We start from the raw sequence: 25,226 nt of genomic DNA, 5'->3' as shown, positions 1-25,226 counted from the left end.
AAAACCTGTAACGAGGACATGCCATGCAAACAACAATAAAAGGCCTGAGGCTCTGGTGCTATACCCTTGCGGGAAGTGCCGGCCTGGCGCTGTTACCAATCAACTCCGCCGTCGCCCAGGAAGATACCCGGGTAAACGGCTTCTACGAGAATGCAACCTACGGCCGGGATGGCGTAGGGCTTTCAAAATTCCGCAACACACTACAGCTGGAAGCAGAGAAACGGGCTGGAGATGTCGGCATTTTCAGTAATGTCTCCGTCAACGCCACGCTCCGTGGTAGCTATGACGGTGTTTACGACCTTAATGATGACGAATACGGCCGCAATGCCGGTGGACCGGTCCGCCTGGAAAACCGGGCAGCGGGACCCAACGCCACCGTGCCCCACGGTGGCGGCCTGAAGCTGCCGAACTCCTTCAGTGAAGCGAACAACCCCAACGAAGGCATGATCGTGTTGGGTGAAAACCTGCATGATACCGACGGCGGTGTAGCCTTCGGCGTGCCGGTTCGCCCCTGTGACGAGGACGAACGAGGGTGTATCAACGGTTATTTGGACAAAGACACCAACGACATGCGATTCCAGGAGTTCAACGACCGCGCCGATTTCATCCGCGAACTCTACGTGGATTTCGATTACAACTTCTCGAACGGTAATATCCTCAGCACCCGATTGGGCAAGCAGCAAGTCATCTGGGGACGTACCGACCTTTTTCGGGTGTTGGATGTGATCAACCCGGTGGATTACTCCCGCAACAATATCTACGACGAACTGGAAGACATCCGGATTCCCATGTGGATACTCCGGACCGACTACCGCATGGGGCCAACCGAGGTGTTCGATGGCCTCGCCTTCGACGACCTTAATTTCCAGTTGGTATGGAACTTCGACAAGTTCCGCCCGCACGATATCGGCCAGTGCGGTCAGCCCAACGTTATTCTCGATGCCGGCTGCTTCTTCCGCGGCATGAACAGCCTCTGGGAAAATGGTGGCACAGTGGCCAACTTCGCAGGCGGCGAAGCGGCAACGGATTTCGGCCCCGGCCAGATCGGTATCCGCGAAGCGCACATGCCAAGCTGGAGCCTGGCGAATACCCAGGTCGGCCTCAAGATGGAAGGTGTTTATGGTGATCTGGGCTTCTCGCTCAACGCCCTGACCTATCGCTCCCAACTGCCCTCTCTTCGGGGCGGTATTCCCGCACAAAACGGCTTTACCGGTGAAACCGGTATATGGCCAAGCCTGATTGCCTTCGATATCCACTTCCCGAGGGTCAACCTGTTCGGTGGCTCCCTGGATTACTACGCCCAGAGTGTTGATACCGTCCTCAGGCTTGAAGCGGCCTATACCACCGGCGAGGAATTCGCCAATACGCTGGAGGAAGATCTCTACTCCGAGAGCGACGTGGTTCGCTACGTGGTCGGCGCTGACAAGAACATCTTCATTCCCTTCCTGAACGAACACCAGGCATTCCTGTTCTCCGGCCAGGTATTCGGTCAGCACATCCTGGATCACGAGCGCGAGCAGCGTCGGTTTGGTGAAGCCGGTATTCCCGACTGGAAAGAAAACTGGACAGGCACCCTGCTGATCAAAGGCTTCTACATGAATGGCCGCCTCAGCCCGCAGATCATCACCGCACATGATTTCCGAGCCGGGGCAACCGCGATCGCGCCGTCTGTTGAGTGGCTGGTCAGTGACAACTTCCGTGTCACGGCCGGTGCAAACATCAAGGTGGGTACCGGCGCGCGCAAATTCGATGACTGCCGTAGCTGCAACCCCTGGGATCCGTTCACCGCCACCTATCCGGGGCAACCGGCCGGGGAGTCTGCCGGCCTGGGTGGATACGAGCCGCTGGGCCGCTTCCAATCTGGCCCCATTGGAATGGCTCAGGAAGAAGACGAGCTTCAACTGACCATGCGTTACAGCTTCTGATATAGAGGAAACATCATGAAACGAGCATTCCGAAAATCCGTGTTTAATGGCCTGGTGATCGGTCTTACGGCGGGCGCCTTCTCCGCTGGCGCCTTTGCCAGTGACAAGGTCATCAACGAATCGTTCCATCCATACAAGGATCAAATGCCAAGCCACGAAGGGCTTAGCGCCGGCATGACCATCGACGAATCCAACGTGGCACAGTTCAAGGACGTGATCGATCCGGCCTTCTATACCTTCATCGAGAACGGCTGGACATCCATTGCCGTGGGAAAGACCACGTCCTTCGACCTGCACCCTGCCTATGTGGACGCAACCCGCAACGCCCTGGGTGAGGTTTCCCTGGGTGAGCAGGTCGGGGAAATTAACGGCTGGAAAGCCGGTCGCCCGTTCCCGCAGGAGCCGGATGCGGATGACCCCCGCGCCGGCGAAAAACTGGCCTGGAACTACAAGTACGGCTACAACTGGGGCGACAGCGCCGCCATCATGCCGTTCTACTGGAAGTACCGGGACATGGAATCAGCCAAGGTGGAGCGGACCATCAAATTCAACTTCCACTTCCTGAATTACAAGGGCCGAGTGATACAGGAACCCACCCCGGAAATCACGCCCAACCCGTCTGACCTGTTCCGCGCCATCTATGTACAGGTACTCGACCCAGCGGACGTCCGCAATACGCAACTTCTGATTCACCGGGCCGCCGACGACCTCAAACGTGATAACTCCTGGCTCTATTTGGGCTTCCAGCGCCGCGTGCGCCGCCTGGCCACAGGCCAGGTTACCGATGCCTTTCTCGGTTCGGACCTAATGATCGAAGACTTCGAGGGCTACAACGGCCGCATTTCCGACATGGACTGGACCTATAAGGGCACCCGTTACATGCTGATGCCGTTCTACAATCACAACGAGCTGAAGCTGGACGAAGAAACCCACAGCGACAGCGATGGTTACCAGGTTGTGGCTTTCAGTGGCAAGGGTGGCTGTTTCCCGGACATCACCTGGCAGCTCAGAAAGGTGTACGAAGTGGAGGCGAAACCGGTGGATGAAAGCCATCCGCTGTCGAAACGTATCCACTACATGGACGCCCAGACGTTCACCATTCCCCGCACCGTCGCCTATGACCGTAAGGGCAGCCTGTGGAAAACCTTCACCATCGGACAGGCCCATCCAGACCACCACCTGCCCAAGAACGAGGGTACCGGTGTATCCATTGACGACAGCTTCAGCATGATCGACGTGCAGGCCAGCCACTGCACCACCGGCCAGTTCAAGGGCCAGGTCGACCCCGAGCTGTCCCCCCCCAATATGTTCAACGTGCAGCATCTCCGCGCAACCGGCAGCTAAGCCTGGTGCTAGCCCTTGGGCCCGCTTTGGCGGGCCCCTTTTTTGGTTTCGGAGGATAAGATTTATGTCCCGATATGAGCCCCTACCCGACGCCCTCCACGAAGACGACCAACTGCTGGTACTCACTGACAGCAAGGGTGCCATTACCTACGCCAGCAACGCCTTTTGCAGAACCTGCGGCTTCTCGGAACAGGAACTGAAAGCCATGTCTTTCAGCAAACTGCGGCACCCCGACATGCCCGGAGGGCCGCTGAACGACCTGTGGGAAACCATTGGCCGCGGAGAATCCTGGATGGGCATGATCCGCAACCGTAAGGCAGATGGGACCAACTGGTGGCTGGATGCCTTCGTTAGCCCGATTACCGACACGGACGGAACACTGTTGGAATACCAGGCCATTTACCGGTTACCCGATGAAGCCACCATTCGGAGAACCGAACAGGCTTACCATGCCCGCAGCCAAGGCCGGCAGCCCCTTGCCCTCAGGATTCCACGGCTGCCCCCTGCTATCCTGCAGTGGCTGGTCGCCAGCCTCTGTTTTGCCCCCGCCACGATAGCTGGGATGTTCGGCATGCCAACGCTGGCGGCCCTCTTGTTCGTCCTTGGCAGCACACTGTCCCTTGGCCTCTTCTACCAACTCAATCGCCCGCTAGCCCAGCTGTTCATGCGTTGTCGTTCTGTTGTCAGCCATCCCATCAAGCAACTGGTCTACACCGGAAACGCCGGCGTCGCGGGCCAGATTGAGCTGGCCATGCGGCTGGTGGAAGTCCGGCTGAAGGTCATGGTGGCACGTATCAGCGACAGCGGCGGACAGATCGAAGACAATGTCCTGCGGGCCAACTCTCTGCTACAAGGCGGTTCCGAGGCCTGCGGTCAGCAGCAATCAGCACTCTCCTCCGTGGCGACCTCCATCGAGGAATTCACCGCTACCATTCGCGAAGTTTCGGAGAATACCCAGCAGGCTGCTGGTCTCAGTGCGCGAAACCGTGATTCCGGGGAAAACAGCGCCCGTTCTGCAGCCGCCGCGCGCGACAGTATTCTTGCCCTGGCGAGTGAGCTCGAGGAAACCAGCCAAACCGTGGAGGAACTTGATCGGAACAGCCAATCGATTGGCCGGATTCTGGATGTGATCGTCGCGATCGCTGAACAGACCAATTTGCTGGCCCTGAATGCCGCCATTGAGGCCGCCCGGGCCGGCGAAAGTGGGCGCGGTTTTGCGGTGGTTGCCGATGAAGTTCGTTCCCTGGCAAAGCGCACCCAGGAATCCACCAATGAAATCCAGCAAATGATCACTGCCTTGCAGGAAGGCTCCCGCCGGGTGGTCGAATCCATCGCACAGGGAAAACAGCAGTCCGAGAGGAGCGTGGAGCAGGTATCCGCCACCGCAGAGGCAATCCGTAATATTGTGGCGGGCATTGCCGAAAGCGACGGCCTGAACCAGCAGATTGCGGCTGCCAGTGAGCAACAGAGCCAGACCGTTTCACAACTGAACGAGGAAATTCACGACATCCATCAACTGGCCATCAAGACAAGCGAACAGCTTCAGGATACCGTCGAAGCAGGCCAGGCGGTTGGCTACCATGTGGGGCGCCAGCAGCTGTTAGTACGACACCTGGTACCTGGGCGGAGGGGCTAACCGAAATGCTTAGAAATCTGGAATGCGGGCGTCCCTGCCCGGACTTTAAGAATGGTTTTGTGCCCTATCAGAAATGAATCACCGACCGAATACTCTTCCCTTCATGCATCAACTCAAACGCCTCGTTGATGTCCTCAAGAGGCATGTTGTGGGTGATAAACACGTCCAGTGGAATGTCTCCTTTCTCGGCCTTTTCGACATAGCCGGGCAGTTCCGTCCGGCCCTTCACGCCACCAAACGCAGAACCTTTCCAGACCCGGCCGGTAACCAGCTGGAACGGCCGGGTGCTGATTTCCTCACCGGCACCGGCCACGCCGATGATGATGGATTCACCCCAGCCTTTATGACAGCACTCCAGGGCTGAGCGCATCACGTTGACGTTGCCGATACACTCAAAGGAGTAGTCCACACCGCCGTCGGTCATTTCAACAATCACTTCCTGAATCGGCTTGTCGTAGTCCTTGGGGTTCACTACATCCGTGGCGCCCAGCTGTTTGGCGATATCGAACTTGCCGGGGTTGATGTCGATGGCGATGATGCGGCTGGCCTTGGCCATGGTGGCGCCAATAATCGCCGCCAGGCCGATTCCGCCGAGACCGAAGATAGCGACCGTCGCGCCTTCTTCCACCTTCGCTGTGTTCAGCACCGCGCCGATACCGGTAGTGACGCCACAGCCCAGAAGGCAGACTTTGTCCAGTGGCGCATCCTTGGGAATCTTCGCCAGGGAAACTTCCGGCAATACCGTGTATTCAGAGAAGGTGGAGCAACCCATGTAGTGATAGACAGGCTCACCCTTGTAGGAAAAACGGGAGGTGCCGTCCGGCATCACACCTTTGCCCTGGGTTTCGCGCACGGAACCACACAGGTTGGTTTTACCGGACGTACAGAACTTACATTTTCCACATTCGGCGGTATAAAGAGGGATCACGTGATCACCCACTTCGACGGAGGTGACACCTTCTCCAACCGCCTCAACAATGCCACCGCCTTCATGGCCCAGAATGGCTGGAAAGTTCCCTTCGGAATCGGCGCCGGACAGCGTGTAGGCGTCCGTGTGGCAGACGCCGGTGGCAACGATACGCACCAGCACTTCCCCTTTCTGGGGCGGGGCAACATCCACTTCCACAATTTCCAGCGGTTTGTTGGGGGCAAATGCCACCGCGGCACGGGATTTAATCACTGGCAGACTCCTTGAACGTGGTTCGGAATAGAATGTCTCGGGTTTTACGGGTTTGACGCTTACTAGACGACCGGTCTAATATACCAGCCATGACATCGAACGACACCCGCAATCACATCATCCACACCGGCGCCGACCTGATTGGTCAAAAAGGCTTCGGCGCGACGGGCATCAATGCCGTGCTGACCGCCGCCGGTGTACCCAAAGGGTCGTTCTACCATTACTTTAGCAGCAAGAACGATTTCGGGTTGGCTGTCATCGACACCTTTGCGCAGGAATACGACACCAAGCTGGATTTGATTCTGAACGACCACAGCCGCTCGGGCGTGGATCGCTTAAGGGCCTATTTCGACGCCGGGCTGGAAACCATGACCAGCTGCGAATTCACCCGGGGCTGCCTGATTGGCAATCTTGGCCAGGAACTGGCCGGGCAGAACGAAACCTTCCGCAGGCGCCTGGACACCGTTTTCCAGGGTTGGGAAAAACGCTTTGAGCGTTGTGTTGAAGAGGCTCGCCAGGCCGGCGATATCGATGCATCCATCGACCCTGCCGACGTCGCCAGCTTTCTGCTTTCCGGCTGGGAAGGCGCCATTCTCAGAGCCAAGGTTCTGAAGTCTACCGAGCCCATGGAGCGGTTTGTGCGGGTCTTTTTCCGCCAATGTCTTGGCCTTCACTGAACGCCCACATTTTTTTCAGTCATTCCTAGTAGACTGGTCTAATTACACTCAGTTAATCCTCAAGGAGAGTGATCAATGAACAACGTAAACGACGCACTGTTTCAACCGCACGATCTCGGCACCCTGACGCTGCCCAACCGCGTTCTGATGTCTCCCCTGACCCGTTCGCGCTCCAGCCAACCTGGAGACGTACCGAACGACATGAACGCGCAGTACTATCAGCAGCGGGCCGGTGCAGGGCTGATCATCAGCGAAGCAACCCAGGTGTCACCTCAGGGTAAGGGCTATGCATTCACGCCAGGCATCCACTCGGAGGAGCAAATCGAAGGCTGGCGCAAGGTCACCAGTGCGGTGCACATGGCGGGCGGACGCATTCACATGCAGCTCTGGCACGTTGGCCGAATTTCCCATACGGCGCTGCAGCCGGATGGCAACAAGCCTGTAGCACCATCGGCGATCAAACCCGAGGGCGCCAAGACCTTCATCAGCGCCGACTCCGGCATGGTGGACGTGCCCGAGCCCAGGGCTCTTGAAGCCGGCGAAATGGCGGACATCGTGGAGCAGTATCGCCAGGGCGCGCTGAACGCCAAAGCGGCCGGGTTTGATGGCGTTGAAGTACACGCCGCCAACGGATACCTGCTGGACCAGTTTCTCAAGAGCGGCAGCAACCACCGCAGTGATGAGTTTGGCGGCTCCGTTGAAAACCGGATGCGCCTGCCACTGATGGTGATCGAGGCCGTGATCGACGTCTGGGGCAAGGACAATGTCGGCGTTCGGGTCAGCCCGACCGGCAGCTTCAACGCCATGTACGACGAGGACCCGGTCGAAACCTTTGGTGAATTCGCGAAGCGGCTGAACGACCTGGGCATCAGCTACATCGAGGTCGTGGAAGACTCGTTCCAGGGCAACCATGCGAACGGCCGCCCGGAATCGGTGATCGATGCCATCCAGGCTGGATTCCACGGCACTTACATCGCCAACGGCGCCTACACCGCTGAGGAAGCTCGCAAACGGATCGGCAATGACCGCTGTGATCTGGTGACCTTTGGCCGTCCATTTATCGCCAACCCCGATTTGCCCGAGCGTTTCCGCCAGCATGCGGAACTGAACAAATGGGATGACAGCACCTTCTACGGCGGCGATGAGCGCGGCTATACCGATTACCCGACGCTGAAGGAACTTGAACCCAGCGTCTGAACATCACTTTCACAAGAGTAAGGAGTCAAACCATGAGCAATACCAACGACCCAATCAATAGCAAAGTCGTGATTATCACCGGCGCCAGCAGTGGCCTGGGTGAGGCAACTGCCCGCCGCCTGGCAGCGCGAGGAGCCCGGCTGGTGCTTGCGGCCCGTCGCGAAGACCGCCTGTCCAAACTGGCAGAAGACCTGAAAGCCGAGGGTGCTGAAGTCACCTGGCAGATGACCGACGTGACTGATCGAAACCAGGTCGAGTCACTGGCTGCCACCGCGAAAGAAACCTTCGGCCGGATTGACGTACTGATCAACAACGCCGGCCTGATGCCACTGGCACCGCTGGACGCTCTGAAGGTCGATGAGTGGGACCAGATGGTGGACGTCAACATTAAAGGCGTGATGTATGGCATCGCGGCTGTGCTGCCGATCATGCGGGAGCAACACAGCGGGCATGTGATCAATTTGTCGTCCGTTGCCGGACACAAACTGTTCCCCGGTGCCGCTGTGTACTGCGCCACGAAATACGCGGTGAAAGCGCTGTCTGAAGGCTTGCGCATGGAAGCCGGCGACGAGATCCGCAGCACCAATATCTCACCGGGCGCCATCGACACCGAGCTGACCAGCACCATCACTGACCCGAACGCCAAACAGGCAGCGGATGAACTCTACAAGGTGGCGATTGATTCCGATGCGGTGGCGCGGGCCATCGTCTATGCCATCGAACAGCCTGCGGACGTGGATATCAACGAAATTATCCTGCGGCCAACGGCTCAGGAGCTGTAAGGCTGTTGTTTGCTGAACGCTGTCGGCGTGCATCTGGTTGATGCCGCCGACAGGCCGGTGTGATACTGGTTATTCCATTGCAGACGGACGCACCAAACATGACCACTGTGCAGCAGGCCCTGGCCCGCATTATCGACACCTGCCAACCGGCCACACTGGTGGTTTGCGGCGAGATCGCTGGTGAGGTCGGGGATCACTGGTGCCGGCACCACAGCGAGTCGGCCATGACCACCCTGGATACCAACGCCCCCAACGATGCCTTCCCTCTGCCCGAGACCCAGGACCTGGCCCTGGTGACCAACACGCTCGAACACCTGAACCACGACGAGGGCCAAGTACTGCTGGGCCAACTGCGCAACTACGGCACCCACCAGATTGCCGTTGTGGTGAAAGACTGCCCCGGTTGGTCGTTTACGGATTTCATCGGGCTGGGATTCCGCCGGCAGGCTGAGCTTGGTGACGAAGAGAGCCCTCTCACGCTCTACACCTACAACATCGACAGCTACAACCACAAACGCGCCTGGAACAATCCCGACAACTGGGCCAATCCGGAAATGTGGGACAAGGCCTGGTGGTAGCTGCCACGCTTACAGCGAGGCCACCACATCCAGGTTGTGGCGACAGGCGCTCAGATAGGATGCCCCAAAAAGGTTGTAGTGATTGAGGGTGTGGTACAGGTTGTAGATGGCCCGCTTGGTGTTATAGACATCCGTTCTGGGGTAGCCCCGGTCATAGGCACGATAAAAAGCCGAGGAGAAGCCACCAAACAGCTCTGTCATGGCAATGTCCGCCTCCCGGTCACCGTAATACACCGCCGGATCAATGAGCCAGGACCCGACGCTGTCGAACAGGACATTCCCGGACCATAGGTCGCCGTGGAGCAGGCTTGGGTGTTCGCAATGCTCATTCAGAAACCCGGCGAGCGTGTCGCCCTGACGCTCAAGCACCGTTTCAAACTCTTTCCGGACATGGTCATTGCCGACCATGCCTACCTGCACACCCAGTCGATCTCTCAGGAAAAACGCACCCCAATCGTCCGTCAGGCGGTTCTTCTGGGGTGACATCCCAATCATGTTGTCGGCGTCGAATCCGTACTCGGGCTGACGTACCGCATGCATTTGCGCCAAGCCTTCGCCAAGCGCGGCCATGGCTTCCTCGCTCGCCGGGCCGGGGTGGATCTTCGGAATCACCAGTTCGTGGGCTGAGACAGCTTTCACCTCCGGCACATGCACTCTGCTGACACCAGCCGCCTTGAGAGTGTCTGCCAAAACCTCAAGGCCGCGGGCTTCGCACAACAACGCATCGGGAAAGGACGAAGGATTCTGTTTCACGTAATCGGTCATGCCACCAGTATAACCATGATCGGAAATCGCCTCGCAAACATCCTTGGCTTTGTCACAGGCTTCATGGATCATGGAGCTGCAAGGCCATCCCACACAGGAATAGCCCGATGACAGGTTTTAGCAAGCGCACGGCAAACGAACAGTTGAATCAAGAGGCGGACAAGGTTCACCGCAGAGATGTGGGCGCCCTGCTCGACCGCCAGCAGGCCATCGAGGACAAAGTCAGGAACAGTGGCAAACTGAGCCGGTTCAGCACCGATATCCGGCTGATGTTTTCCATGCTCAGGGACTACTGGCAGGGCAACTATCGCGAAGTACCCTGGAAAAGCATTGCGGCGATCGCCGGTGCCCTTGTTTACGTGCTCAATCCCCTGGATTTGATTCCGGACCTGCTGCTTGGATTCGGCCTGCTGGACGACGCCGGTGTGGTGGCCGCATGCCTGGCCCTGGTGGAATCCGACCTGCTTCGTTACGCAGCGTGGAAAGATCTTAAAATAGAAACACAAACGCTTACGGATAGCGATTGATTCAATAGTGGACTACCGTTAATCTTCGAAAGCCCTCTGAATCACAAAACCCTTTGGAGCTAATGTGGATTTTGCCACCCTGATCGGCCTTGTTGGGGCCATCCTGCTTATAGCCTCAGCCGTCATTCTTGGCGTGTCGCCGGATGTTTTTATCAATCCCCCCTCCATACTGATCGTGGTCGGTGGCACCATGCTGGTTGTGCTGGCGAAATTCAGCTTCAACCAGTTTTTCAGCGCCTTCAAAGTGGCCGCTCGAGCGTTCAAATTCCGCTTGCCGGACACCCGTGAAAGCATTGATGAACTGATTGAAGTAGCCAATGTTGCCCGCAAGCAAGGCATGCTCGGCCTGGAAGAGCGCGAAGTTGGCTCGCCGTTTCTCGGCCAGGGAATACAGATGCTGGTCGATGGCCAGGATGCTGAAACCATCAAACACCTGCTGTCCAAGGAGCGCCTACTGACGCTGGATCACAACCGGTCTGGCGCAAAAGTCTTTACGGCAATGGCCGATGTGGCCCCTGCCATGGGGATGATCGGAACCCTGATCGGGCTGGTGCAGATGCTGTCCAACATGGAAGACCCGAAATCCATCGGTCCTGCCATGGCGGTTGCCCTGCTCACCACACTCTACGGCGCAATGATTGCCACCATGATCGCCACCCCCATCGCGGACAAACTCTCGCTGCGAATGACTGAGGAAGCGCGTCTGCAATCGCTCTATATTGATGCGCTGGTTGCTATCAAGGAAGGCACCAATCCGCGGATTATCGAACAGATGCTGTCGAGTTACCTGACCCCGAAAGAACGTGAGAAAAACTCAGAAGCCGAGACCGCAGGCGTTTAGCCATGGACGAATTACCAGAAGAGGAAAAAGCGGGCATTCCCGCCTGGGTAGTGACATTCGCGGACCTGATGTCGCTGCTGATGTGCTTTTTCGTCCTGCTGTTGTCGTTCTCCGAGATCGACGCACAGAAGTTCAAACAGATCGCTGGTGAACTGTCGAAAGCGTTTGGTGTGCAGCGCGAGGTGCCCGTCCTTGAGGTACCCATGGGCACCAGCCCGATTTTCGATCAGTTTTCTCCGGCACCGCCCGAGCCCACCGTCGTCAACGAAGTCAAACAGACAACCACCGACGAGCAGCCCGAACTGGAAACCCTGAAAAGCCCTACGGATGTGGCTGTGGAATCCGCCATCCAGGAAGAGCTCGAGAAGACCCTGGAGCAGGTTCGATCGGTTCTTGAGACAGCCATCGAAGACGGCCGGGTCAACCTCATCCAGGACAATCATAGAATCATTGTTCGCGTTGAGGAGAAGGGGGCGTTTCCCTCCGGTTCGGCGGACCTGACCTGGGAGTTTGAAGGTCTGTTGCTGGAAATGGCCGACATACTGGTGCAGATCCCCGGCAAGCTGACCATCGAAGGCCATACCGACGATGTTCCCATCCGTACGCAGCGGTTCTACAGCAACTGGGATCTATCCGCCGCCCGGGCGGCAGCGGTTGCCAATGCGCTCCTCGCCGAGGGTAATCTGAAGCCTGCCCGGCTGGCGGTCACCGGTCTCGCTTATACCGAGCCACGAGTACCAAACACCTCTTCGGAGAACCGCGCCAAAAATCGCCGGGTGGAAATCATTATCGATCTGTCCGGACCGATCGAGGAACAGGAGATGCGGTTAAGGGAACTCATGAACCCCGAAGCCGATGTGTCTGCTGCACCGGATTCCCGCAGTTCCGACGACTCCGACCAGGACGAATTACTGTGGTAGACGGCCATATTGGTGCGCTCGGCCCATTAATGCACCATTAAAGAGCGCAAACACCCCGCCTTCAACTCAACTCCGCCCAATTTCAGAGCGGAAAATCACCTAATCGACTACCCGCTCTGAATTTGCCTCAAAATGGAACACTCCTTGCTTGGTGTGCACGCTATCAATGCACAACCCGCCCGTGACAGGTGGATAAAACCAAAAAATCAGGAGCAACCAACCCGTGGACATCACGAGTGCAGTACATACCCTGACCGAAAGCGCCAACACACTGTTCATTCTGATCGGTGCCATCATGGTACTGGCCATGCATGCTGGCTTCGCCTTCCTGGAAGTCGGCACCGTGCGTCACAAGAACCAGGTGAATGCCCTGGTAAAAATCATGACCGACTTCGGCATCTCCGCCGTGGCCTATTTTTTCATTGGCTACTACATCGCCTACGGCAGCCACTTTATGGCCGGCGCTTCAGAGCTGACGGCCGCAAATGGCTATGACCTGGTCAAGTTCTTCTTCCTGATGACCTTTGCCGCCGCCATTCCCGCCATCGTCTCCGGCGGTATCGCCGAGCGTGCGAAGTTCTACCCCATGCTTATCGCCTCCGGGCTGATCGTGGCATTTGTATATCCCTTCTTCGAGGGCATGATCTGGAACGGCAACTACGGCTTCCAGGCCTGGCTGGAGAACCAGTTTGGTGCAGCCTTCCACGACTTTGCCGGCTCGGTCGTGGTGCACGCCGTGGGCGGCTGGATCGCCCTGGCCGCCGTGCTCCTGCTGGGCGCACGTAAAGGCCGTTACCGCAATGGCCGCGTGGTGGCGTTTGCCCCCTCCAACATTCCATTCCTGGCGCTGGGCGCCTGGATTCTCACCGTCGGCTGGTTCGGCTTTAACGTGATGTCCGCCCAGACTCTGGATGGCATCAGCGGCCTGGTGGCGGTGAACAGCCTCATGGCCATGGTGGGTGGCGTTCTGGTGGCCATGCTGGTCGGCCGCAAGGACCCGGGCTTCATCCACAACGGACCGCTCGCCGGCCTGGTGGCGGTGTGCGCCGGTTCGGACCTGATGCACCCGGTCGGTGCGCTGATTACCGGTGGCATCGCCGGCGCCATCTTCGTGTACATGTTTGAGTGGGCCCAGGACAAGATTGAGCGCCTGGACGATGTACTGGGTGTATGGCCCCTGCACGGTGTGTGCGGTGTATGGGGTGCCATTGCCGCCGGCATCTTTGGCCAGGAAGCGTTCGGGGGCCTGGGCGGGGTCAGCCTGATGTCGCAGATCATCGGTGCGGTTGCCGGTGTTGTGGTGGCTTTTGTCGGCGGCCTGATCGTCTACGGCATTGTTAACGCCATCTCCGGCCTGCGTCTCACAGAAGAAGAGGAATTCAACGGTGCGGATGTCAGTATTCACCGCATTGGCGCTACGTCCCTGGAATAACCCTTGCCCGCCAGCCGCCTTTCCCGGCGGCTGGCAATGCTTTTTATTGACACTTCCCTCCGTCTGGCCTTTTCTTAAATAACCCGTTCCGGTGATAAACCCACGGTTTGCCGCCAGAGTGGCCTGCCTTTTGCTGTTCCTTTACATCATGGGAATGGCTGAATACCGACCGCCCACATCCGGTGGACGGCGTGTTCAGGAGAGGGTCATGGTTATGTTGATACAAACCCCACCCGAGGGTATCTACGACGAACTGTTCGACCAGAATAATCGGGTACGACCCAGCTGCAGGATGCTGGAGGACTGGCTGATCCGATCCGACGAAGCCCTGTTAGCCGAGAAGCGCCGCGAGGCAGACGTGCTGTTCCAACGCCTGGGCATCACCTTTAATGTCTATGGCGAAGACCAGGGGGCCGAACGGCTTATCCCGTTTGATCTGATCCCACGAGTAATCTCCGCCAGCGACTGGCAACGTCTGCAAGCTGGTTTGCGCCAGCGGGTGCAGGCGTTGAACCGCTTCCTGTTCGATATCTATCACGAGTTCGAGATTATTCGCGCCGGTGTCATCAGTGCTGAACAGGTATTCGCCAACCCCCAGTACCAGCCCGGCATGCAAAACCTCAAGCTACCACGTAATCTGTATTCCCACATAGCCGGCATCGATTTGATCCGCCACAACGACGGCGATTTCTACGTGCTGGAAGACAATCTCCGCTGCCCCAGCGGCGTCTCCTACATGCTGGAAAACCGCCGCATGATGATGCGCCTGTTTCCAGAGCTGTTTGCCAAGGCCCCGGTAGCACCGGTTGAACATTACCCGGCCCTGTTGGGCGAAACTCTGCGCGCGGCGTCGTTGAACCCCAATCCCACCGTGGTGGTGCTCACCCCCGGCCGTTTCAACAGTGCCTATTTTGAACACGCCTTCCTGGCCCGACAGATGGGTATCGAACTGGTGGAAGGGGCGGACCTGTTTGTACGTCGCAATAAGGTCTACATGAAGACCACCGTCGGCCCCCAGCAGGTGGACGTGATTTACCGGCGGGTCGACGACGACTTCCTCGATCCGCTGGCTGGCAACCCGGATTCCATGCTGGGTGTCCCCGGGCTCTATGCAGCCTACCGCACCGGCAATGTGGTGCTTGCCAACGCCATGGGCACCGGCGTCGCCGACGACAAGGCCATTTACCCCTTCGTACCCGAGATGATCCGCTTCTACCTGGGTGAAGAACCGATCCTGAAAAATGTCCCCACCTGGCAGGGCCGCAAGCCAAAAGACCTCAAGTACATCCTCGACAACCTGCCGGACCTGGTGGTCAAGGAAACCCAGGGCGCTGGTGGCTACGGCATGCTGATCGGCCCCAAGGCCAGCAAAAAAGAGCTGAGCCATTTCCGCTCGCTGTTGCGGGCCAGGCCAGACAACTACATTGCCCAGCCCACACTGAGCCTGTCTACCTGCCCGACGTTTGTAAACGAAGGCGTAGCGCCCCGACACCTCGACCTGCGGCCTTTTGTGCTTTCGGGCAAGAAAGTGCAGATGGTACCTGGTGGATTGACCAGGGTGGCCCTGAAAGAAGGGTCGCTGGTGGTGAATTCATCCCAAGGCGGTGGCACCAAGGACACCTGGGTACTGGAGGGCGAGGAATGCTGAGCCGAGCTGCATCAAGTCTGTTCTGGATGGCCCGCTATCTTGAGCGGGCGGAAACCCAGGCCCGTCTGCTGGACGTCAGCCTCACCATGGCGTTGATCGACGTTCCCGAAGACCGCGAGGAACAGCTATCCGTGCCATTGCTGGTGACCGGTAGCCGCGAAACCTTTCACGAGCTCTACCCGGAAATCACCCCCCAGAACCTGATTGATTTCCTGCTTCTGGACGACCGCCACCCTGCCAGTGTGTTCAGTGTGATCCGCAGCGCCCGGGATAACGCCCTGCACGTGCGAGGCAATCTCTCCGCAGATGTCTGGGAGAGCATTAACCTGGCCTGGATGGAGCTGAAGGAACTACGCCATAAAGGGGTGACCGAATCCAACGCCAGCCGGGTGTTTGACTGGACCCGCGAACGCTCAAACGTGTTCCGTGGTGCGGCCTATGGCACCCTGCTGCGCAATGACGCCTTCCATTTCCTGCTCCTGGGTACGTTTATCGAGCGTGCAGACGCCACCGCCCGCGTGCTGAACATCCGCCACCACATGGCCACCAAATCCCTGGAAGGGCACCCCACCCAGTCGTTCTTCGAATGGACGGCGCTGCTGCACTCGTTGGCCGCCTTTGAGGCCTACCAGAACACCTACGGCCACAATATCGAACCGATGAATGTGGCCGAACTGTTGATTCTCAAACCGGATGTTCCCCGTTCGCTCCACGCCTGCCTGGAGGAAATCGCGGATCTTCTGGAGCAGATCGAAAGCGGCGAGGCCCGCCGGGCCCGGCGCCTGGCCACAAGCCTGTATGCCAACATCCGCTACGGCGACCGCGAGTACATTGCCGAGCGCGGCCTGAATGAGTATCTGACCGACTTCCTGCAACGCATCCAACGCATCGCCGGCCAGATCCAGAAAGACTACATGGGGTGGAAACAATGAAGCTGAATATCCGCCATGACACCACCTATAGCTACGACGAACCCATGCACAAAGGCATCCAGTATCTACGCCTGACACCCCGTAACACACCCCAGCAGAAGATACTGGAGTGGCACCTGAGTGCCCCTGGCGAAACCAGCCAGATGACAGACGGCTTCGGCAATATTGTTACCGTCATGACCATGGACAAAGCGACCAGGGAGATCACCCTGACGGCGGAGGGCGTGGTTGATCTCACGGGCAAACCATTAACCAAGGACGACTCACCGTTTCCGCCCGAGGTGTTCCTGCGCCACACTCCGTTAACCGACGCCGACAAAGCCATCAAAGCCTTCGCCAGCCAGTTCTCCGCCAACAAGCGCAGCCTGGTGCGCATGATGAATCGTATCCTCGAGCACATCGAATTCACGCCCGGCGTCACCACGGTGACCCACACAGCCGCCGAGGCCTTCCAGCAGAAGGCGGGGGTGTGCCAGGACCATACCCATGTATTCATCTCCTGCTGCCGCCACATTGGGGTGCCGGTGCGGTATGTCAGCGGTTACATCCACACGTTCAGCGATGACCACCTGGCCACCCACGCCTGGGCCGAGGCCTGGCTGGGCCACAACTGGCATACCTTTGATGTGGTGAACCTGCTCAATGTTGCTGAAAGCCATATCAAGCTGGCAACCGGACTGGATTACCGGGATGCAGCACCCGTGCGGGGCATTCGCAGCGGCGGCGGCATGGAGCACCTGCAGACCCGTGCCTGGGTCACCATGGCCGGGGAAAGCCAGTAACAAAAAGCTGTGCAAATTCCACACGCCGCCCCATGCTTTCTGCGCAGAAACGGGTAAACTGAGCGCATTCAGTACGACCCGAGGGTAGCCCCATGACCTATTGTGTGGCGATGCGCCTGGCCGACGGCCTGGTTTTCGCATCCGACTCCCGCACCAACGCGGGCTTTGACCAGATTTCGACCTTCCGCAAAATGCATGTCTTCGAACAGCCGGGGGAACGGGAACTGGTGATTCTATCGGCGGGCAACCTGGCCACCAGCCAGAGCGTGATCAGCCTGCTGGAAAACCGCGCCGGCTCCGAAGACCCCAATGTGTTCTCCACCGCCTCCATGTTCGAGACGGCAGAGGTTGTCGGCAGAACCATCCGCGAGGTTATTCACCGCGACAACCCCGAGGGCAAAGTGAACCATGTGGACTTCAGCTGTTCACTGATACTGGGCGGCCAGATCCGGGGCGAACAGGTACGCCTGTTCAACATCTACCCCGAAGGCAACTTCATTGAAGCCACTGAAGAAACGCCTTATTTCCAGATTGGCGAGTCGAAATACGGCAAGCCCATCCTCGACCGCGTCGTGAACTACAATTCCTCACTGGACCGGGCCTACCAGTGCGCCCTGATTTCCTTCGCCTCCACCATGAAGAGCAACCTGTCGGTGGGGATGCCGCTGGATGTGGCCATATACCGCAACAACGAACTGAAGCCCTGCTTCGTCGACCGGGTGGACGAACACAACGACTACTTCCACCAACTCCGCCAACAGTGGCACCGGGGCATCCAGGAACTGATCAGCGGTCTGCAGCCGCCGGCGATCCGCTAGCTCAGTTGCGGTAACCGGTCAGTTCCATATACCCCACACCATCGTGGGAACCTGTCACCGTCACCGGGCTTTCCCAATACGGGTAGAGCCCGGCGTTCCAGTAGTCGCCGGGCGGCGCGGCAACCTGTACATCCACGTTTTGCTGTGGCATCCGCAGGCGCCACTCCACAGGAACCCTGCCCTGCGGCGAGGATTGCCAGTCGAGTGGGCTCAGGCTGATGTCGTTTCCGTTCAACGTTTCAACCTGCCCATTGGCGTTTATCCAGCTGCCAGACACGAAGGCGCCTTGGTCTTCCCGCAGGCGAAACGCCATCAGTTTATGGCCGTCATCCAGATGCAGGGCGAACCAGTCCCAGCCCTGCTGGCCAGCCTTCAGGAACTGACTGCTCCACTCGCGATCGAACCAGCCCTTGCCGGAAACGGCCAGGGTTTCATCGCCAAGGGTCACCGTACCCTCAATGTGCAGATCCACCAGGCTGAAATACATTGAGCCCTCGCCACTGGCGGATTTGGCACTGAACCCGTTTTTCCCATGGGGTACCGGTTTGCCGGTGTTGCTCAGGCGCAGATCGTAGCGCCAGTTACCGCCCTCAACCTGCAAATGCCACTGTTCGGAATCCGGTTGCGATACCAGCCGCCAGTCATCCAGCCATACCTGTAACGGGTCCGCCCTGGCCCCGGCATGCCCCAAATCACCCCGGGCCAGCTTTTCTTCAAACCAGTGCTCACCCTCAAATGACACGGCGGCGTGTGCCATCCACGCCGCGTCCAGGGGCCAGGCACTGGCCTCTGGTGGTTCCGCATTGGCGGGTCGCGGTTTCAAAGCCTGACGGAACTGTGTCCACTGCAGCCCCAGCGGTCTGCCGTCCTGGGTTTCCAGGTTAGCGGTCAGGTACCACCATTCAATACGGTGTTGCGGATGGGGCCCCCAGTCCTCGGGAAAAGTCAGGGGGTCGCCTGGCTCCGGCTGCTGGAATTGCGATTGCTCCACCTCGCCTGTCTGCTGCGCAAGCCCGGCGAATCCGGTGTCGTTCTCCGAATCCGTACAGCCCGCAAGGACGACCGCCAGTAGGCCGGCAACAACGCCGGTTTGGATATTCATGGCTCCACCTGTTTAATGCTGTCCATGTGGCCAAGCTGCCGGCGCATCAGATGGGCGATTATCAGCCCTGTCGCCACGGCCACCAAACCCAGTTCAATCCAGAACAATGGGTACAGGTCCATCGGCAATGACCACCCAAAAGCCAGCGGGTTGATGCGACTGACCAGCACCCAGGTCAGCCACACGCCCAGCGGTAGCGCAGCAATGGTCACCGTGAGGGTCAGCGCCACCGACAGGCGCCGGAGCTGACGCCTGACCTTCGATGCAGGCAGTCCCCAAACGCCCAGCAGCTGAAAGTATTTCACCCGGGTGGTGAAAAAGACCCATCCCATAATCAGCAGGGCCATCGCCGCCAGCAACAAGGTCAACAGGCTGATGGCGCGAGTAAGCAGGAACGTCTGACTGAAGACCTTCGACGCCAGGGCCCGGATGCTGTTGTTGTCCCTGATGGTGAGTTCCGACGTCTGCCAGGTGTCCGACAGGCGCCCGCGGATGTCGGACATCGCCACGCTGCCGGGCGTCACCGAAAAGCTTTGGAAGTGGGGCTTGAATGCCGCCGGCAGCGCAGAACCAGCCATCAAAATTTCCCCCGCAGGCCGCCCGTAGTCGGCGTAGATAGCCACCACTTCTGCATTGCGATTGGTATCCGCTAATCTGATGTCGAGGGTGTCGCCCACCTCAAGCCGGTAGCGCCGGGCCAACTGCTCATTGATCATTACGCTATCGGTCTCAAGCTTTTGCCAGGGCTCCTCAACACTTTCCAACAGAGACCATTTTGTCACCAGATCACTGATTGGTATCAGGGCAAACAGGTCCACCGCAATACGCTCATCGCCAAGGTCGCGTTGGCTGCCGGGGTCCGCCATCGCAATGCTTGCCTGGCCGCGGATCACCCGATGCCACGGCCCGATGCCGTCCAGGCTCTGCAATTGCGCAGCCGCCGAGTCAGCATCCGCGCCTGCCGGTACCTCCACATAGAACTCTGCTTCCAGGCGCTGGGCCAGCCATGTCTCGAAGGTGCCTTCAAAGGTCGTCACCAACGCCTGCACCGCCAGTACCGTGGCCACTGCAAATTGCAGTGCCACCACCGGCAATGCCAGGTGCCGGAACATCACCGCCAGTTCCCGTTGCCGCCAGCGGGCAAGTGGGTCTTCTCTTCGTGAGCCGGTGCGATTGGAAAGCCGTTGGGCAAGCAGCGCCAACCATTCAGGTGTCAGCCAACCGGCGCCCGCAAACACCATCGCCGTCGCGACAAAGACCCAGGCCAGGGCCGGGGCAACCCCCACCAACCCAACCAGAAACATCAGGAAGGCAATCGTTCGCCCCCGGGCCTGGACCTGGCCAGCCATCGCCCGCCAACGCGCCGGGACCACCCAGTCCACCAGACAGGCCGCCAACACCAGAAAGACCACGATGGAGGCGGCCCTCCAGGGCAGTGCTTCTTCAACGCCGGCATAGACGGCCACATCAAACAGACTGTCGAGGGCCTGGCCAAAACCGCTACCCAGCATCCCGGCTAGCCTTGCCCCCAACCATAACCCCGGCACAACGCAAATACCGGTCAGCACCAACAGCTCCAAGGTCAGCCACTGCGTTATCCGTTGGCGAGGCACTCCGAACCGGTGCAGCAGGGAAAAGCTGCCGTGCCGTTGAGCAATCCCCAATCGATGTACGCTGCGCACCAGAAGGCCCGTAATCAAAAGCACCAGGAGGCTCAGGGCATCCAGATTCAGCAGGAAACTGTCCGCCAGTTCACCGGTGGGTGGGCCCATGGAAAACTCACGCAGGATATAACCGGTTGGCAAATCACGGTTCTCATCCCGCGTCAGCAGGTAAAGCCGGCTGCCGTACCCTTCTTTCGAAAGTTCTGCGGCCTCGCTGATATCGAGGAAAGGCGCACCATCCAACGTGTCGGCACCACTGCCGAGGCCAGTGTCACCGAAACACCCCATCGCCAGCGGGTCGATGCCGATCACCCGCCCTTCCGGCGGCGGTCGCTGCAGCTCCAGCCAGGGCGCCACACACACGCCGGCCATACGCAGGGCCGCAAAGTCATCCACACCCACCGGTCGCCCATCCGAGCGAATCACATGAGCGCGAGCCGCCACCGCATTCTCGCTCTGCAACAGACTATTGCGGGCCTGGTCGGTCAGTACCGTCACCCCGGTCCAAAGCATGGTTGCCAGCACAATCATCAACGCCAGAGCCAACAGCTGGATGGGGTGGCGGCGGTAGTGGCTGACGAAGGCGCGCGCAAGCATCATTGGTCAAACAGTCGTGCTGAGATCAAGCAAGTGGTCGCAGCGGGACGCCAGCTCCCTGTCGTGGGTAGCAAGGACCAGTGCACAACCGGTTTGCTGTTGCACAGTGAACAGGCAGTCCGCCACCTCATCAGCGGTGTGACGATCAAGGCTGCCGGTGGGCTCGTCCGCCAGAATCAACGCCGGAGCCATGGCGAATACCATGGCCAGTGCCGCTCGCTGGGCCTGGCCACCTGACACCTGATCCGGGTAACGGTCAGCTTCGGCCCCCACACCCAGGCGCTCCAGCCACTCACGCTCGCCGCCAGCATTGTGGCCGGCCAAATGGGAGCGCAGGCGAACGTTGTCCAGCAGCGAGAGCGCGGGCATCAGATTAACGTCCTGGAACACCACGCCAATGGTGCGCCGGCGGAGTTCTGCCCAGCGCACTTCGGCGCCTGCGCCAGTTGCTGCAAAGGACTCACCCGCGACGGCGATGCGTCCGTCATCCAGTGTCTGCAGGCCACACAACAGGTTCAACAAAGTGCTCTTACCGGAACCTGATCGTCCCACAACCGCCAGGGACTCCCCCGAACAAACCGACAGGGACAGATCCGCCAGCACGGACACCCGCTGGTGACCGCTGATATAACCTTTGCTTAACCCTTCAACGGCCAATACCGGACTTCCCATCATGCGCTCCGCTGGACAGTATCTTTAAGTACTATACAACCCGAATGCCCTTATGGATCCGGGCCGGGACGTTGGTGAATCTGGATTTAGAGGCAGAAATGCTACGACTTTAGTCTTAACTCCCCTCACTTTTTTGTTGAAAATCTGATCTAATTCGCCCCTCTTTACTTGTGCTTACATTACCTACATATTTTTACCGCCTGGATACATTGAGTTACCGGGCCACCAAAGATCTCGCCTCATGGATAGCTACAAAGAACCCCTGAAAGCCCTGGCTCGCCCCTATCGCAAGGCGGTATTAAAGGCGTTGCTGGTTCTCACCATGCTCGGGGGCGCCCTGTTTGCCATGCTCAACCTGCTCACAGGCAGTTATCCGTTAGCCATCGTCGAACTCGCAATGGGTGCATACGCCATTCTCGTTTACAGGGCGGTACGCAACACACAGCATCTTGAGCGCTGGATCATTGCTTACGCCATCCCGTTTTTCACCGCCATGATGTTCGCCATGACCATCCCCAGAGCCTCGGCCACCGTACACGCCTGGGTGCTCCTGATTCCGATCGTCTCTCACCTGCTGATGGGGCGTCGACTTGGCCTGGCTATATCCGTGTTCTACATGAGCGTCGCCGGCATTATTTTCCTGCTCAGGTATCACGATGAGCCGGCCATGATGCAAGCGCTGCCAGTTGCCAACATTGCCGTCATCTCCCTGTGCATCCTGGTGTTCTCCCACGTCTACGAAGTGACCCGGGAACAGTCACAGCGCCAACTGCTCAAGATTGCCCAGACCGACACCCTCACTGGCCTTGCCAACCGGGCCAGGCTCAGTGACATCTTCAAACGGGAGCAACAGCGCAGCCGACGCTATAACACGCCGATGACCCTGCTCGCGCTCGACCTCGATCATTTCAAAGAGGTCAACGACCGCTATGGCCACGACACCGGCGATCTGGCCCTGCAACACGTTGCCCGTATTTTCCGGGAATGCCTGCGTGCAACCGATCTGGCGGCACGCCTGGGAGGGGAAGAGTTTGGCATACTGCTGACCAATACCAATGGCCAGCAAGGCCTGGAGGTGGCTGAAAAAATCCGTATTGCGGTCGCCTCTACCCCATTGACCGTCAACAACGACGTTATCCGTCTGACTCTCAGTGGTGGCGTCGCGGAGTTCGGGCCAGACGGCGAGACCCTGCGCCAGTTGGTAAGAGAAGCCGACAAACGTCTGTACGAAGCAAAGGACCGGGGCCGCAATCTGATCATCCCGGCGGAGACAACCGCCAGCCTTCTGGAACCGCTGGAGTCAGACACCCACCGCGCATGAGACAGAATGCCGCATCCGACTGAAGACATTCCCGCAGTAGCACCGTCGAAAACCCGCTAGAATGCATGCCATGGAATGGCTGACTCACTCACAAACCGGTTTTCAACAGGCGGCGCGCTACCTTCTCACCATGCGTCTGGCCATCGTGGTCATTCAGTTGGTCGCCGTTGCCATCGCCGACACCATGGTCACCCTGGCCCATCGGCCAGAAGCCCTGTTGATATGCCTGCTCTACACCGTACTGGCAACCCTTGGCTGGCTCTGGTTTACCCGCCGGCCTCCCCGTTTGACGGTTACGGTCAGCCTCGGGCTCGCCCTGGATCTTTTCCTGATCAGCGCCTGGCTATTCCTCACAGGAGGCTATACCAATCCGCTTGTCTCGCTGCTGCTGCTTCCCATTGCCGTTGCCATCATCCTGGTCCCCTTGCGCGAAAGCATTGCTCTGACGATCATCGGTTTTGGCTTCTACACCGCCATGGTGCTGTGGCACACGCCGCTGACCCACGAACATCACAACGCCAACCTGACCCAACTGCACCTGATGGGCATGTGGGCCACCTTTGCCATCACCGCCACCATGCTGTTGCTGGTGGTTGGCTCACTGGCCCGTCGGTTGCGACAGAAACAGGGACAACTGGCCGAATTCCGGGAGAACCGACTCAGGGATGAACAGGTGATTGCCCTGGGCCTGTCCGCCGCGGCGGTGGCGCATCGGCTGGGTACGCCGCTGAACACCATGGCCCTGCTGGTGGATGAAATGAAATCCGTGCACACCGACCCTTCGCTTGCAGACGACCTTGGGTTGATGGAGAAGCAACTGGGCCTTTGCAGCAACCACCTGCACCAACTGTCCACCGCCGCCATGCAGGCCAAGGCCGCGCAGCAGGAAGTCCTTCCGCTGCACTTCTGGATGATGCGGCTGCGGGAGTCAGCCACGCTGTTGTGGCCGGCGTCGCCCATCCACTGGCAGGCGCCATTCCCTGACCAGCCCGTCGCCGTGGATGCCACCCTGGACCAGGCCATACTGAACCTTCTGGCCAACGCCCTGACGGCCAGCCCATCGTGGGTCGCGGTCAGCGCGGGGGACAGCGAAGAGGGACGGGTCGCAATCGTGGTTGAGGATCATGGCAAGGGTCTGGAACTCTCACTGCAGAACACCGCCGGCGATGGCGTTGTAGACTCCGAACATGGCCTGGGCGTAGGGTTGTTCCTCTCCAACGCCACCATCCAGCGCCACGGCGGCACCCTCAAAGCCAGGGCCGACCGCACGGGCACCACCATGATCATCGACCTGCCACAAGCGCAAGCCCATACCCAGGGCGACAAGGAGGCGGAATGAACGGCCAGCCGACCTGGTTGCTGATCGACGATGACGAAGCCTTCGTGCAGGTGCTACAGCGTTCCCTGAAGCGCCAGAACATCGAGGCCACGTGTGCCCTCAACCGTCTGGAGGCCATAGCAGCACTGGAATCACAGACCTTTCATCGCTGCGTGCTGGATCTCAACCTGGCCGGCGAAAGCGGCCTGCAATTACTGCCAGAGCTGCTGGCCCTTCAACCCGAACTGGAGGTGCTGGTACTGACGGGGTACGGCAGCATCGCCACCGCCGTGGAAGCCATGCGCCGGGGTGCCGTCAACTACCTGTGCAAACCGGTCACACTGAGCCAACTGACGGCCGGTTTCAGCCCACTGGACGGCCCACCGGCAACCCGTGAAGAACCCCCAACGGTGGAGGAAATGGAGTGGGAACACATTCAACGGGTGCTGAACGAGCACGACGGCAATGTGTCCTCAACGGCCCGGGCGCTGAACATGCACCGGCGAACCCTGCAACGGAAGCTTCAGAAGCATTCCCGCTGGCGGAATCAGTGATGCTATGAACACGC

At 59.0% G+C, this 25,226-nt stretch carries 23 protein-coding genes; 18 read left to right on the top strand and 5 right to left on the bottom strand.

Translation table 11 applies throughout. The features are described from left to right. Nucleotides 1–23: 23 nt before the first annotated feature. From AAGD24_RS01385 to AAGD24_RS01375, 3 genes are all read left to right on the top strand, one after another. Entirely contained in the window at nucleotides 24–1,925 is a 1,902-nt protein-coding gene (locus AAGD24_RS01385) for a DUF1302 family protein (RefSeq protein ID WP_379866287.1), read from the top strand. A 15-nt stretch (nucleotides 1,926–1,940) separates the two neighbouring features. Next, on the top strand, nucleotides 1,941–3,269 hold the full coding sequence (locus AAGD24_RS01380; protein WP_379866286.1) for a DUF1329 domain-containing protein: 1,329 nt from the start codon (nucleotides 1,941–1,943) through the stop codon (nucleotides 3,267–3,269). Nucleotides 3,270–3,333: 64 nt separating this feature from the next. Beyond that, on the top strand, nucleotides 3,334–4,905 hold the full coding sequence (locus tag AAGD24_RS01375; protein ID WP_379866284.1) for a methyl-accepting chemotaxis protein: 1,572 nt from the start codon (nucleotides 3,334–3,336) through the stop codon (nucleotides 4,903–4,905). A gap of 67 nt (nucleotides 4,906–4,972) precedes the next feature. On the opposite strand, the gene AAGD24_RS01370 is transcribed toward AAGD24_RS01375, so the two are convergent. Next, complete coding sequence (locus AAGD24_RS01370) at nucleotides 4,973–6,085, bottom strand: S-(hydroxymethyl)glutathione dehydrogenase/class III alcohol dehydrogenase (RefSeq protein ID WP_379866283.1); 1,113 nt, start codon at nucleotides 6,083–6,085, stop codon at nucleotides 4,973–4,975. A gap of 89 nt (nucleotides 6,086–6,174) precedes the next feature. Between AAGD24_RS01370 and AAGD24_RS01365 the strand changes: the two genes are divergently transcribed. The 4 genes from AAGD24_RS01365 (at nucleotide 6,175) to AAGD24_RS01350 (ending at nucleotide 9,319) form a co-directional block, all read left to right on the top strand. Continuing rightward, nucleotides 6,175–6,762, top strand: coding sequence for a TetR/AcrR family transcriptional regulator (locus AAGD24_RS01365; protein WP_228210233.1), 588 nt, complete (start codon nucleotides 6,175–6,177; stop codon nucleotides 6,760–6,762). Nucleotides 6,763–6,837: 75 nt separating this feature from the next. Further along, complete coding sequence (locus AAGD24_RS01360; RefSeq protein ID WP_091641572.1) at nucleotides 6,838–7,959, top strand: alkene reductase; 1,122 nt, start codon at nucleotides 6,838–6,840, stop codon at nucleotides 7,957–7,959. A 32-nt stretch (nucleotides 7,960–7,991) separates the two neighbouring features. Further along, a complete protein-coding gene (locus AAGD24_RS01355; protein ID WP_379866281.1) occupies nucleotides 7,992–8,741 on the top strand; it encodes an SDR family oxidoreductase in 750 nt (249 codons plus the stop codon). A gap of 98 nt (nucleotides 8,742–8,839) precedes the next feature. After that, nucleotides 8,840–9,319 (top strand): DUF6231 family protein, encoded by a 480-nt coding sequence (locus tag AAGD24_RS01350; protein WP_085681862.1) that lies wholly within the window; start codon nucleotides 8,840–8,842, stop codon nucleotides 9,317–9,319. Between the two features lie 9 nt (nucleotides 9,320–9,328). Here AAGD24_RS01350 and AAGD24_RS01345 read toward each other — a convergent pair whose 3' ends face one another. After that, entirely contained in the window at nucleotides 9,329–10,156 is an 828-nt protein-coding gene (locus tag AAGD24_RS01345; RefSeq protein WP_379866279.1) for a fructosamine kinase family protein, read from the bottom strand. A gap of 35 nt (nucleotides 10,157–10,191) precedes the next feature. Between AAGD24_RS01345 and AAGD24_RS01340 the strand changes: the two genes are divergently transcribed. The 8 genes from AAGD24_RS01340 (at nucleotide 10,192) to AAGD24_RS01305 (ending at nucleotide 17,984) form a co-directional block, all read left to right on the top strand. Next, nucleotides 10,192–10,611, top strand: coding sequence for a YkvA family protein (locus tag AAGD24_RS01340; protein WP_075195505.1), 420 nt, complete (start codon nucleotides 10,192–10,194; stop codon nucleotides 10,609–10,611). A gap of 64 nt (nucleotides 10,612–10,675) precedes the next feature. Next, entirely contained in the window at nucleotides 10,676–11,452 is a 777-nt protein-coding gene (pomA, locus tag AAGD24_RS01335) for a flagellar motor protein PomA (RefSeq protein WP_075195506.1), read from the top strand. A gap of 2 nt (nucleotides 11,453–11,454) precedes the next feature. Beyond that, on the top strand, nucleotides 11,455–12,372 hold the full coding sequence (locus tag AAGD24_RS01330) for a MotB family protein (RefSeq protein WP_041333542.1): 918 nt from the start codon (nucleotides 11,455–11,457) through the stop codon (nucleotides 12,370–12,372). A 223-nt stretch (nucleotides 12,373–12,595) separates the two neighbouring features. Further along, nucleotides 12,596–13,804 (top strand): ammonium transporter, encoded by a 1,209-nt coding sequence (locus tag AAGD24_RS01325; protein WP_075195508.1) that lies wholly within the window; start codon nucleotides 12,596–12,598, stop codon nucleotides 13,802–13,804. A 214-nt stretch (nucleotides 13,805–14,018) separates the two neighbouring features. Then, complete coding sequence (locus AAGD24_RS01320; RefSeq protein WP_091641618.1) at nucleotides 14,019–15,452, top strand: circularly permuted type 2 ATP-grasp protein; 1,434 nt, start codon at nucleotides 14,019–14,021, stop codon at nucleotides 15,450–15,452. Continuing rightward, nucleotides 15,446–16,384 (top strand): alpha-E domain-containing protein, encoded by a 939-nt coding sequence (locus tag AAGD24_RS01315; protein WP_036202232.1) that lies wholly within the window; start codon nucleotides 15,446–15,448, stop codon nucleotides 16,382–16,384. The genes AAGD24_RS01320 and AAGD24_RS01315 overlap by 7 nt, the downstream gene beginning before the upstream one ends. Then, nucleotides 16,381–17,166, top strand: coding sequence for a transglutaminase family protein (locus AAGD24_RS01310; RefSeq protein WP_036202229.1), 786 nt, complete (start codon nucleotides 16,381–16,383; stop codon nucleotides 17,164–17,166). Before AAGD24_RS01315 ends, AAGD24_RS01310 begins: the two co-directional genes overlap by 4 nt. Before the next feature lie 92 nt (nucleotides 17,167–17,258). After that, nucleotides 17,259–17,984, top strand: a complete 726-nt coding sequence (locus AAGD24_RS01305; RefSeq protein ID WP_336146314.1) for a proteasome-type protease — start codon at nucleotides 17,259–17,261, stop codon at nucleotides 17,982–17,984. 1 nt (nucleotide 17,985) lies between these two features. Here the strand turns inward: AAGD24_RS01305 and AAGD24_RS01300 are convergent, their stop codons facing one another. The 3 genes from AAGD24_RS01300 to AAGD24_RS01290 are packed head-to-tail and all read right to left on the bottom strand — an operon-like array spanning nucleotide 17,986 to nucleotide 22,019. Beyond that, nucleotides 17,986–19,086: a lipocalin-like domain-containing protein gene (locus AAGD24_RS01300; RefSeq protein ID WP_136633991.1), complete on the bottom strand. Its 1,101-nt coding sequence runs from the start codon at nucleotides 19,084–19,086 to the stop codon at nucleotides 17,986–17,988. After that, on the bottom strand, nucleotides 19,083–21,350 hold the full coding sequence (locus AAGD24_RS01295; RefSeq protein WP_336146313.1) for an ABC transporter permease: 2,268 nt from the start codon (nucleotides 21,348–21,350) through the stop codon (nucleotides 19,083–19,085). The genes AAGD24_RS01300 and AAGD24_RS01295 overlap by 4 nt, the downstream gene beginning before the upstream one ends. Nucleotides 21,351–21,353: 3 nt before the next feature. Next, nucleotides 21,354–22,019 carry an ATP-binding cassette domain-containing protein gene (locus AAGD24_RS01290; RefSeq protein ID WP_336146312.1) on the bottom strand — a complete coding sequence of 222 codons (666 nt, stop codon included), beginning with the start codon at nucleotides 22,017–22,019 and terminating at the stop codon, nucleotides 21,354–21,356. A gap of 241 nt (nucleotides 22,020–22,260) precedes the next feature. Here AAGD24_RS01290 and AAGD24_RS01285 point away from each other — a divergent pair, with 241 nt between their 5' ends. The 3 genes from AAGD24_RS01285 to AAGD24_RS01275 all read left to right on the top strand — a co-directional run bounded on the left by AAGD24_RS01285 (nucleotide 22,261) and on the right by AAGD24_RS01275 (nucleotide 25,212). After that, nucleotides 22,261–23,340 carry a GGDEF domain-containing protein gene (locus tag AAGD24_RS01285; protein WP_036202215.1) on the top strand — a complete coding sequence of 360 codons (1,080 nt, stop codon included), beginning with the start codon at nucleotides 22,261–22,263 and terminating at the stop codon, nucleotides 23,338–23,340. A gap of 70 nt (nucleotides 23,341–23,410) precedes the next feature. Continuing rightward, nucleotides 23,411–24,679 carry a sensor histidine kinase gene (locus AAGD24_RS01280; RefSeq protein ID WP_075195512.1) on the top strand — a complete coding sequence of 423 codons (1,269 nt, stop codon included), beginning with the start codon at nucleotides 23,411–23,413 and terminating at the stop codon, nucleotides 24,677–24,679. Further along, the gene (locus AAGD24_RS01275; protein WP_075195513.1) at nucleotides 24,676–25,212 is read left to right on the top strand and encodes a response regulator transcription factor; all 537 of its coding nucleotides are present in this window, start codon (nucleotides 24,676–24,678) and stop codon (nucleotides 25,210–25,212) included. Before AAGD24_RS01280 ends, AAGD24_RS01275 begins: the two co-directional genes overlap by 4 nt. Nucleotides 25,213–25,226: the final 14 nt, after the last annotated feature.

It is taken from the genome of Marinobacter sp. M5B (genome assembly GCF_042604615.1).
Taxonomy (GTDB): domain Bacteria; phylum Pseudomonadota; class Gammaproteobacteria; order Pseudomonadales; family Oleiphilaceae; genus Marinobacter; species Marinobacter salarius.
The sequence above is the reverse complement of the archived record's forward strand: the minus strand, read 5'-3'. Positions and strand labels throughout refer to the sequence as shown.

What these genes read in the sequence shown, in the direction of transcription:
- AAGD24_RS01385 (WP_379866287.1), top strand. Translation starts at nt 24, where the DNA reads ATGCAAACAACAATAAAAGGCCTGAGGCTCTGGTGCTATACCCTTGCG.
- AAGD24_RS01380 (WP_379866286.1), top strand. Translation starts at nt 1,941, where the DNA reads ATGAAACGAGCATTCCGAAAATCCGTGTTTAATGGCCTGGTGATCGGT.
- AAGD24_RS01375 (WP_379866284.1), top strand. Translation starts at nt 3,334, where the DNA reads ATGTCCCGATATGAGCCCCTACCCGACGCCCTCCACGAAGACGACCAA.
- AAGD24_RS01365 (WP_228210233.1), top strand. Translation starts at nt 6,175, where the DNA reads ATGACATCGAACGACACCCGCAATCACATCATCCACACCGGCGCCGAC.
- AAGD24_RS01360 (WP_091641572.1), top strand. Translation starts at nt 6,838, where the DNA reads ATGAACAACGTAAACGACGCACTGTTTCAACCGCACGATCTCGGCACC.
- AAGD24_RS01355 (WP_379866281.1), top strand. Translation starts at nt 7,992, where the DNA reads ATGAGCAATACCAACGACCCAATCAATAGCAAAGTCGTGATTATCACC.
- AAGD24_RS01350 (WP_085681862.1), top strand. Translation starts at nt 8,840, where the DNA reads ATGACCACTGTGCAGCAGGCCCTGGCCCGCATTATCGACACCTGCCAA.
- AAGD24_RS01345 (WP_379866279.1), bottom strand. Translation starts at nt 10,156, where the DNA reads ATGATCCATGAAGCCTGTGACAAAGCCAAGGATGTTTGCGAGGCGATT.
- AAGD24_RS01340 (WP_075195505.1), top strand. Translation starts at nt 10,192, where the DNA reads ATGACAGGTTTTAGCAAGCGCACGGCAAACGAACAGTTGAATCAAGAG.
- AAGD24_RS01330 (WP_041333542.1), top strand. Translation starts at nt 11,455, where the DNA reads ATGGACGAATTACCAGAAGAGGAAAAAGCGGGCATTCCCGCCTGGGTA.
- AAGD24_RS01320 (WP_091641618.1), top strand. Translation starts at nt 14,019, where the DNA reads ATGTTGATACAAACCCCACCCGAGGGTATCTACGACGAACTGTTCGAC.
- AAGD24_RS01315 (WP_036202232.1), top strand. Translation starts at nt 15,446, where the DNA reads ATGCTGAGCCGAGCTGCATCAAGTCTGTTCTGGATGGCCCGCTATCTT.
- AAGD24_RS01310 (WP_036202229.1), top strand. Translation starts at nt 16,381, where the DNA reads ATGAAGCTGAATATCCGCCATGACACCACCTATAGCTACGACGAACCC.
- AAGD24_RS01305 (WP_336146314.1), top strand. Translation starts at nt 17,259, where the DNA reads ATGACCTATTGTGTGGCGATGCGCCTGGCCGACGGCCTGGTTTTCGCA.
- AAGD24_RS01300 (WP_136633991.1), bottom strand. Translation starts at nt 19,086, where the DNA reads ATGAATATCCAAACCGGCGTTGTTGCCGGCCTACTGGCGGTCGTCCTT.
- AAGD24_RS01295 (WP_336146313.1), bottom strand. Translation starts at nt 21,350, where the DNA reads ATGATGCTTGCGCGCGCCTTCGTCAGCCACTACCGCCGCCACCCCATC.
- AAGD24_RS01290 (WP_336146312.1), bottom strand. Translation starts at nt 22,019, where the DNA reads ATGGGAAGTCCGGTATTGGCCGTTGAAGGGTTAAGCAAAGGTTATATC.
- AAGD24_RS01285 (WP_036202215.1), top strand. Translation starts at nt 22,261, where the DNA reads ATGGATAGCTACAAAGAACCCCTGAAAGCCCTGGCTCGCCCCTATCGC.
- AAGD24_RS01280 (WP_075195512.1), top strand. Translation starts at nt 23,411, where the DNA reads ATGGAATGGCTGACTCACTCACAAACCGGTTTTCAACAGGCGGCGCGC.
- AAGD24_RS01275 (WP_075195513.1), top strand. Translation starts at nt 24,676, where the DNA reads ATGAACGGCCAGCCGACCTGGTTGCTGATCGACGATGACGAAGCCTTC.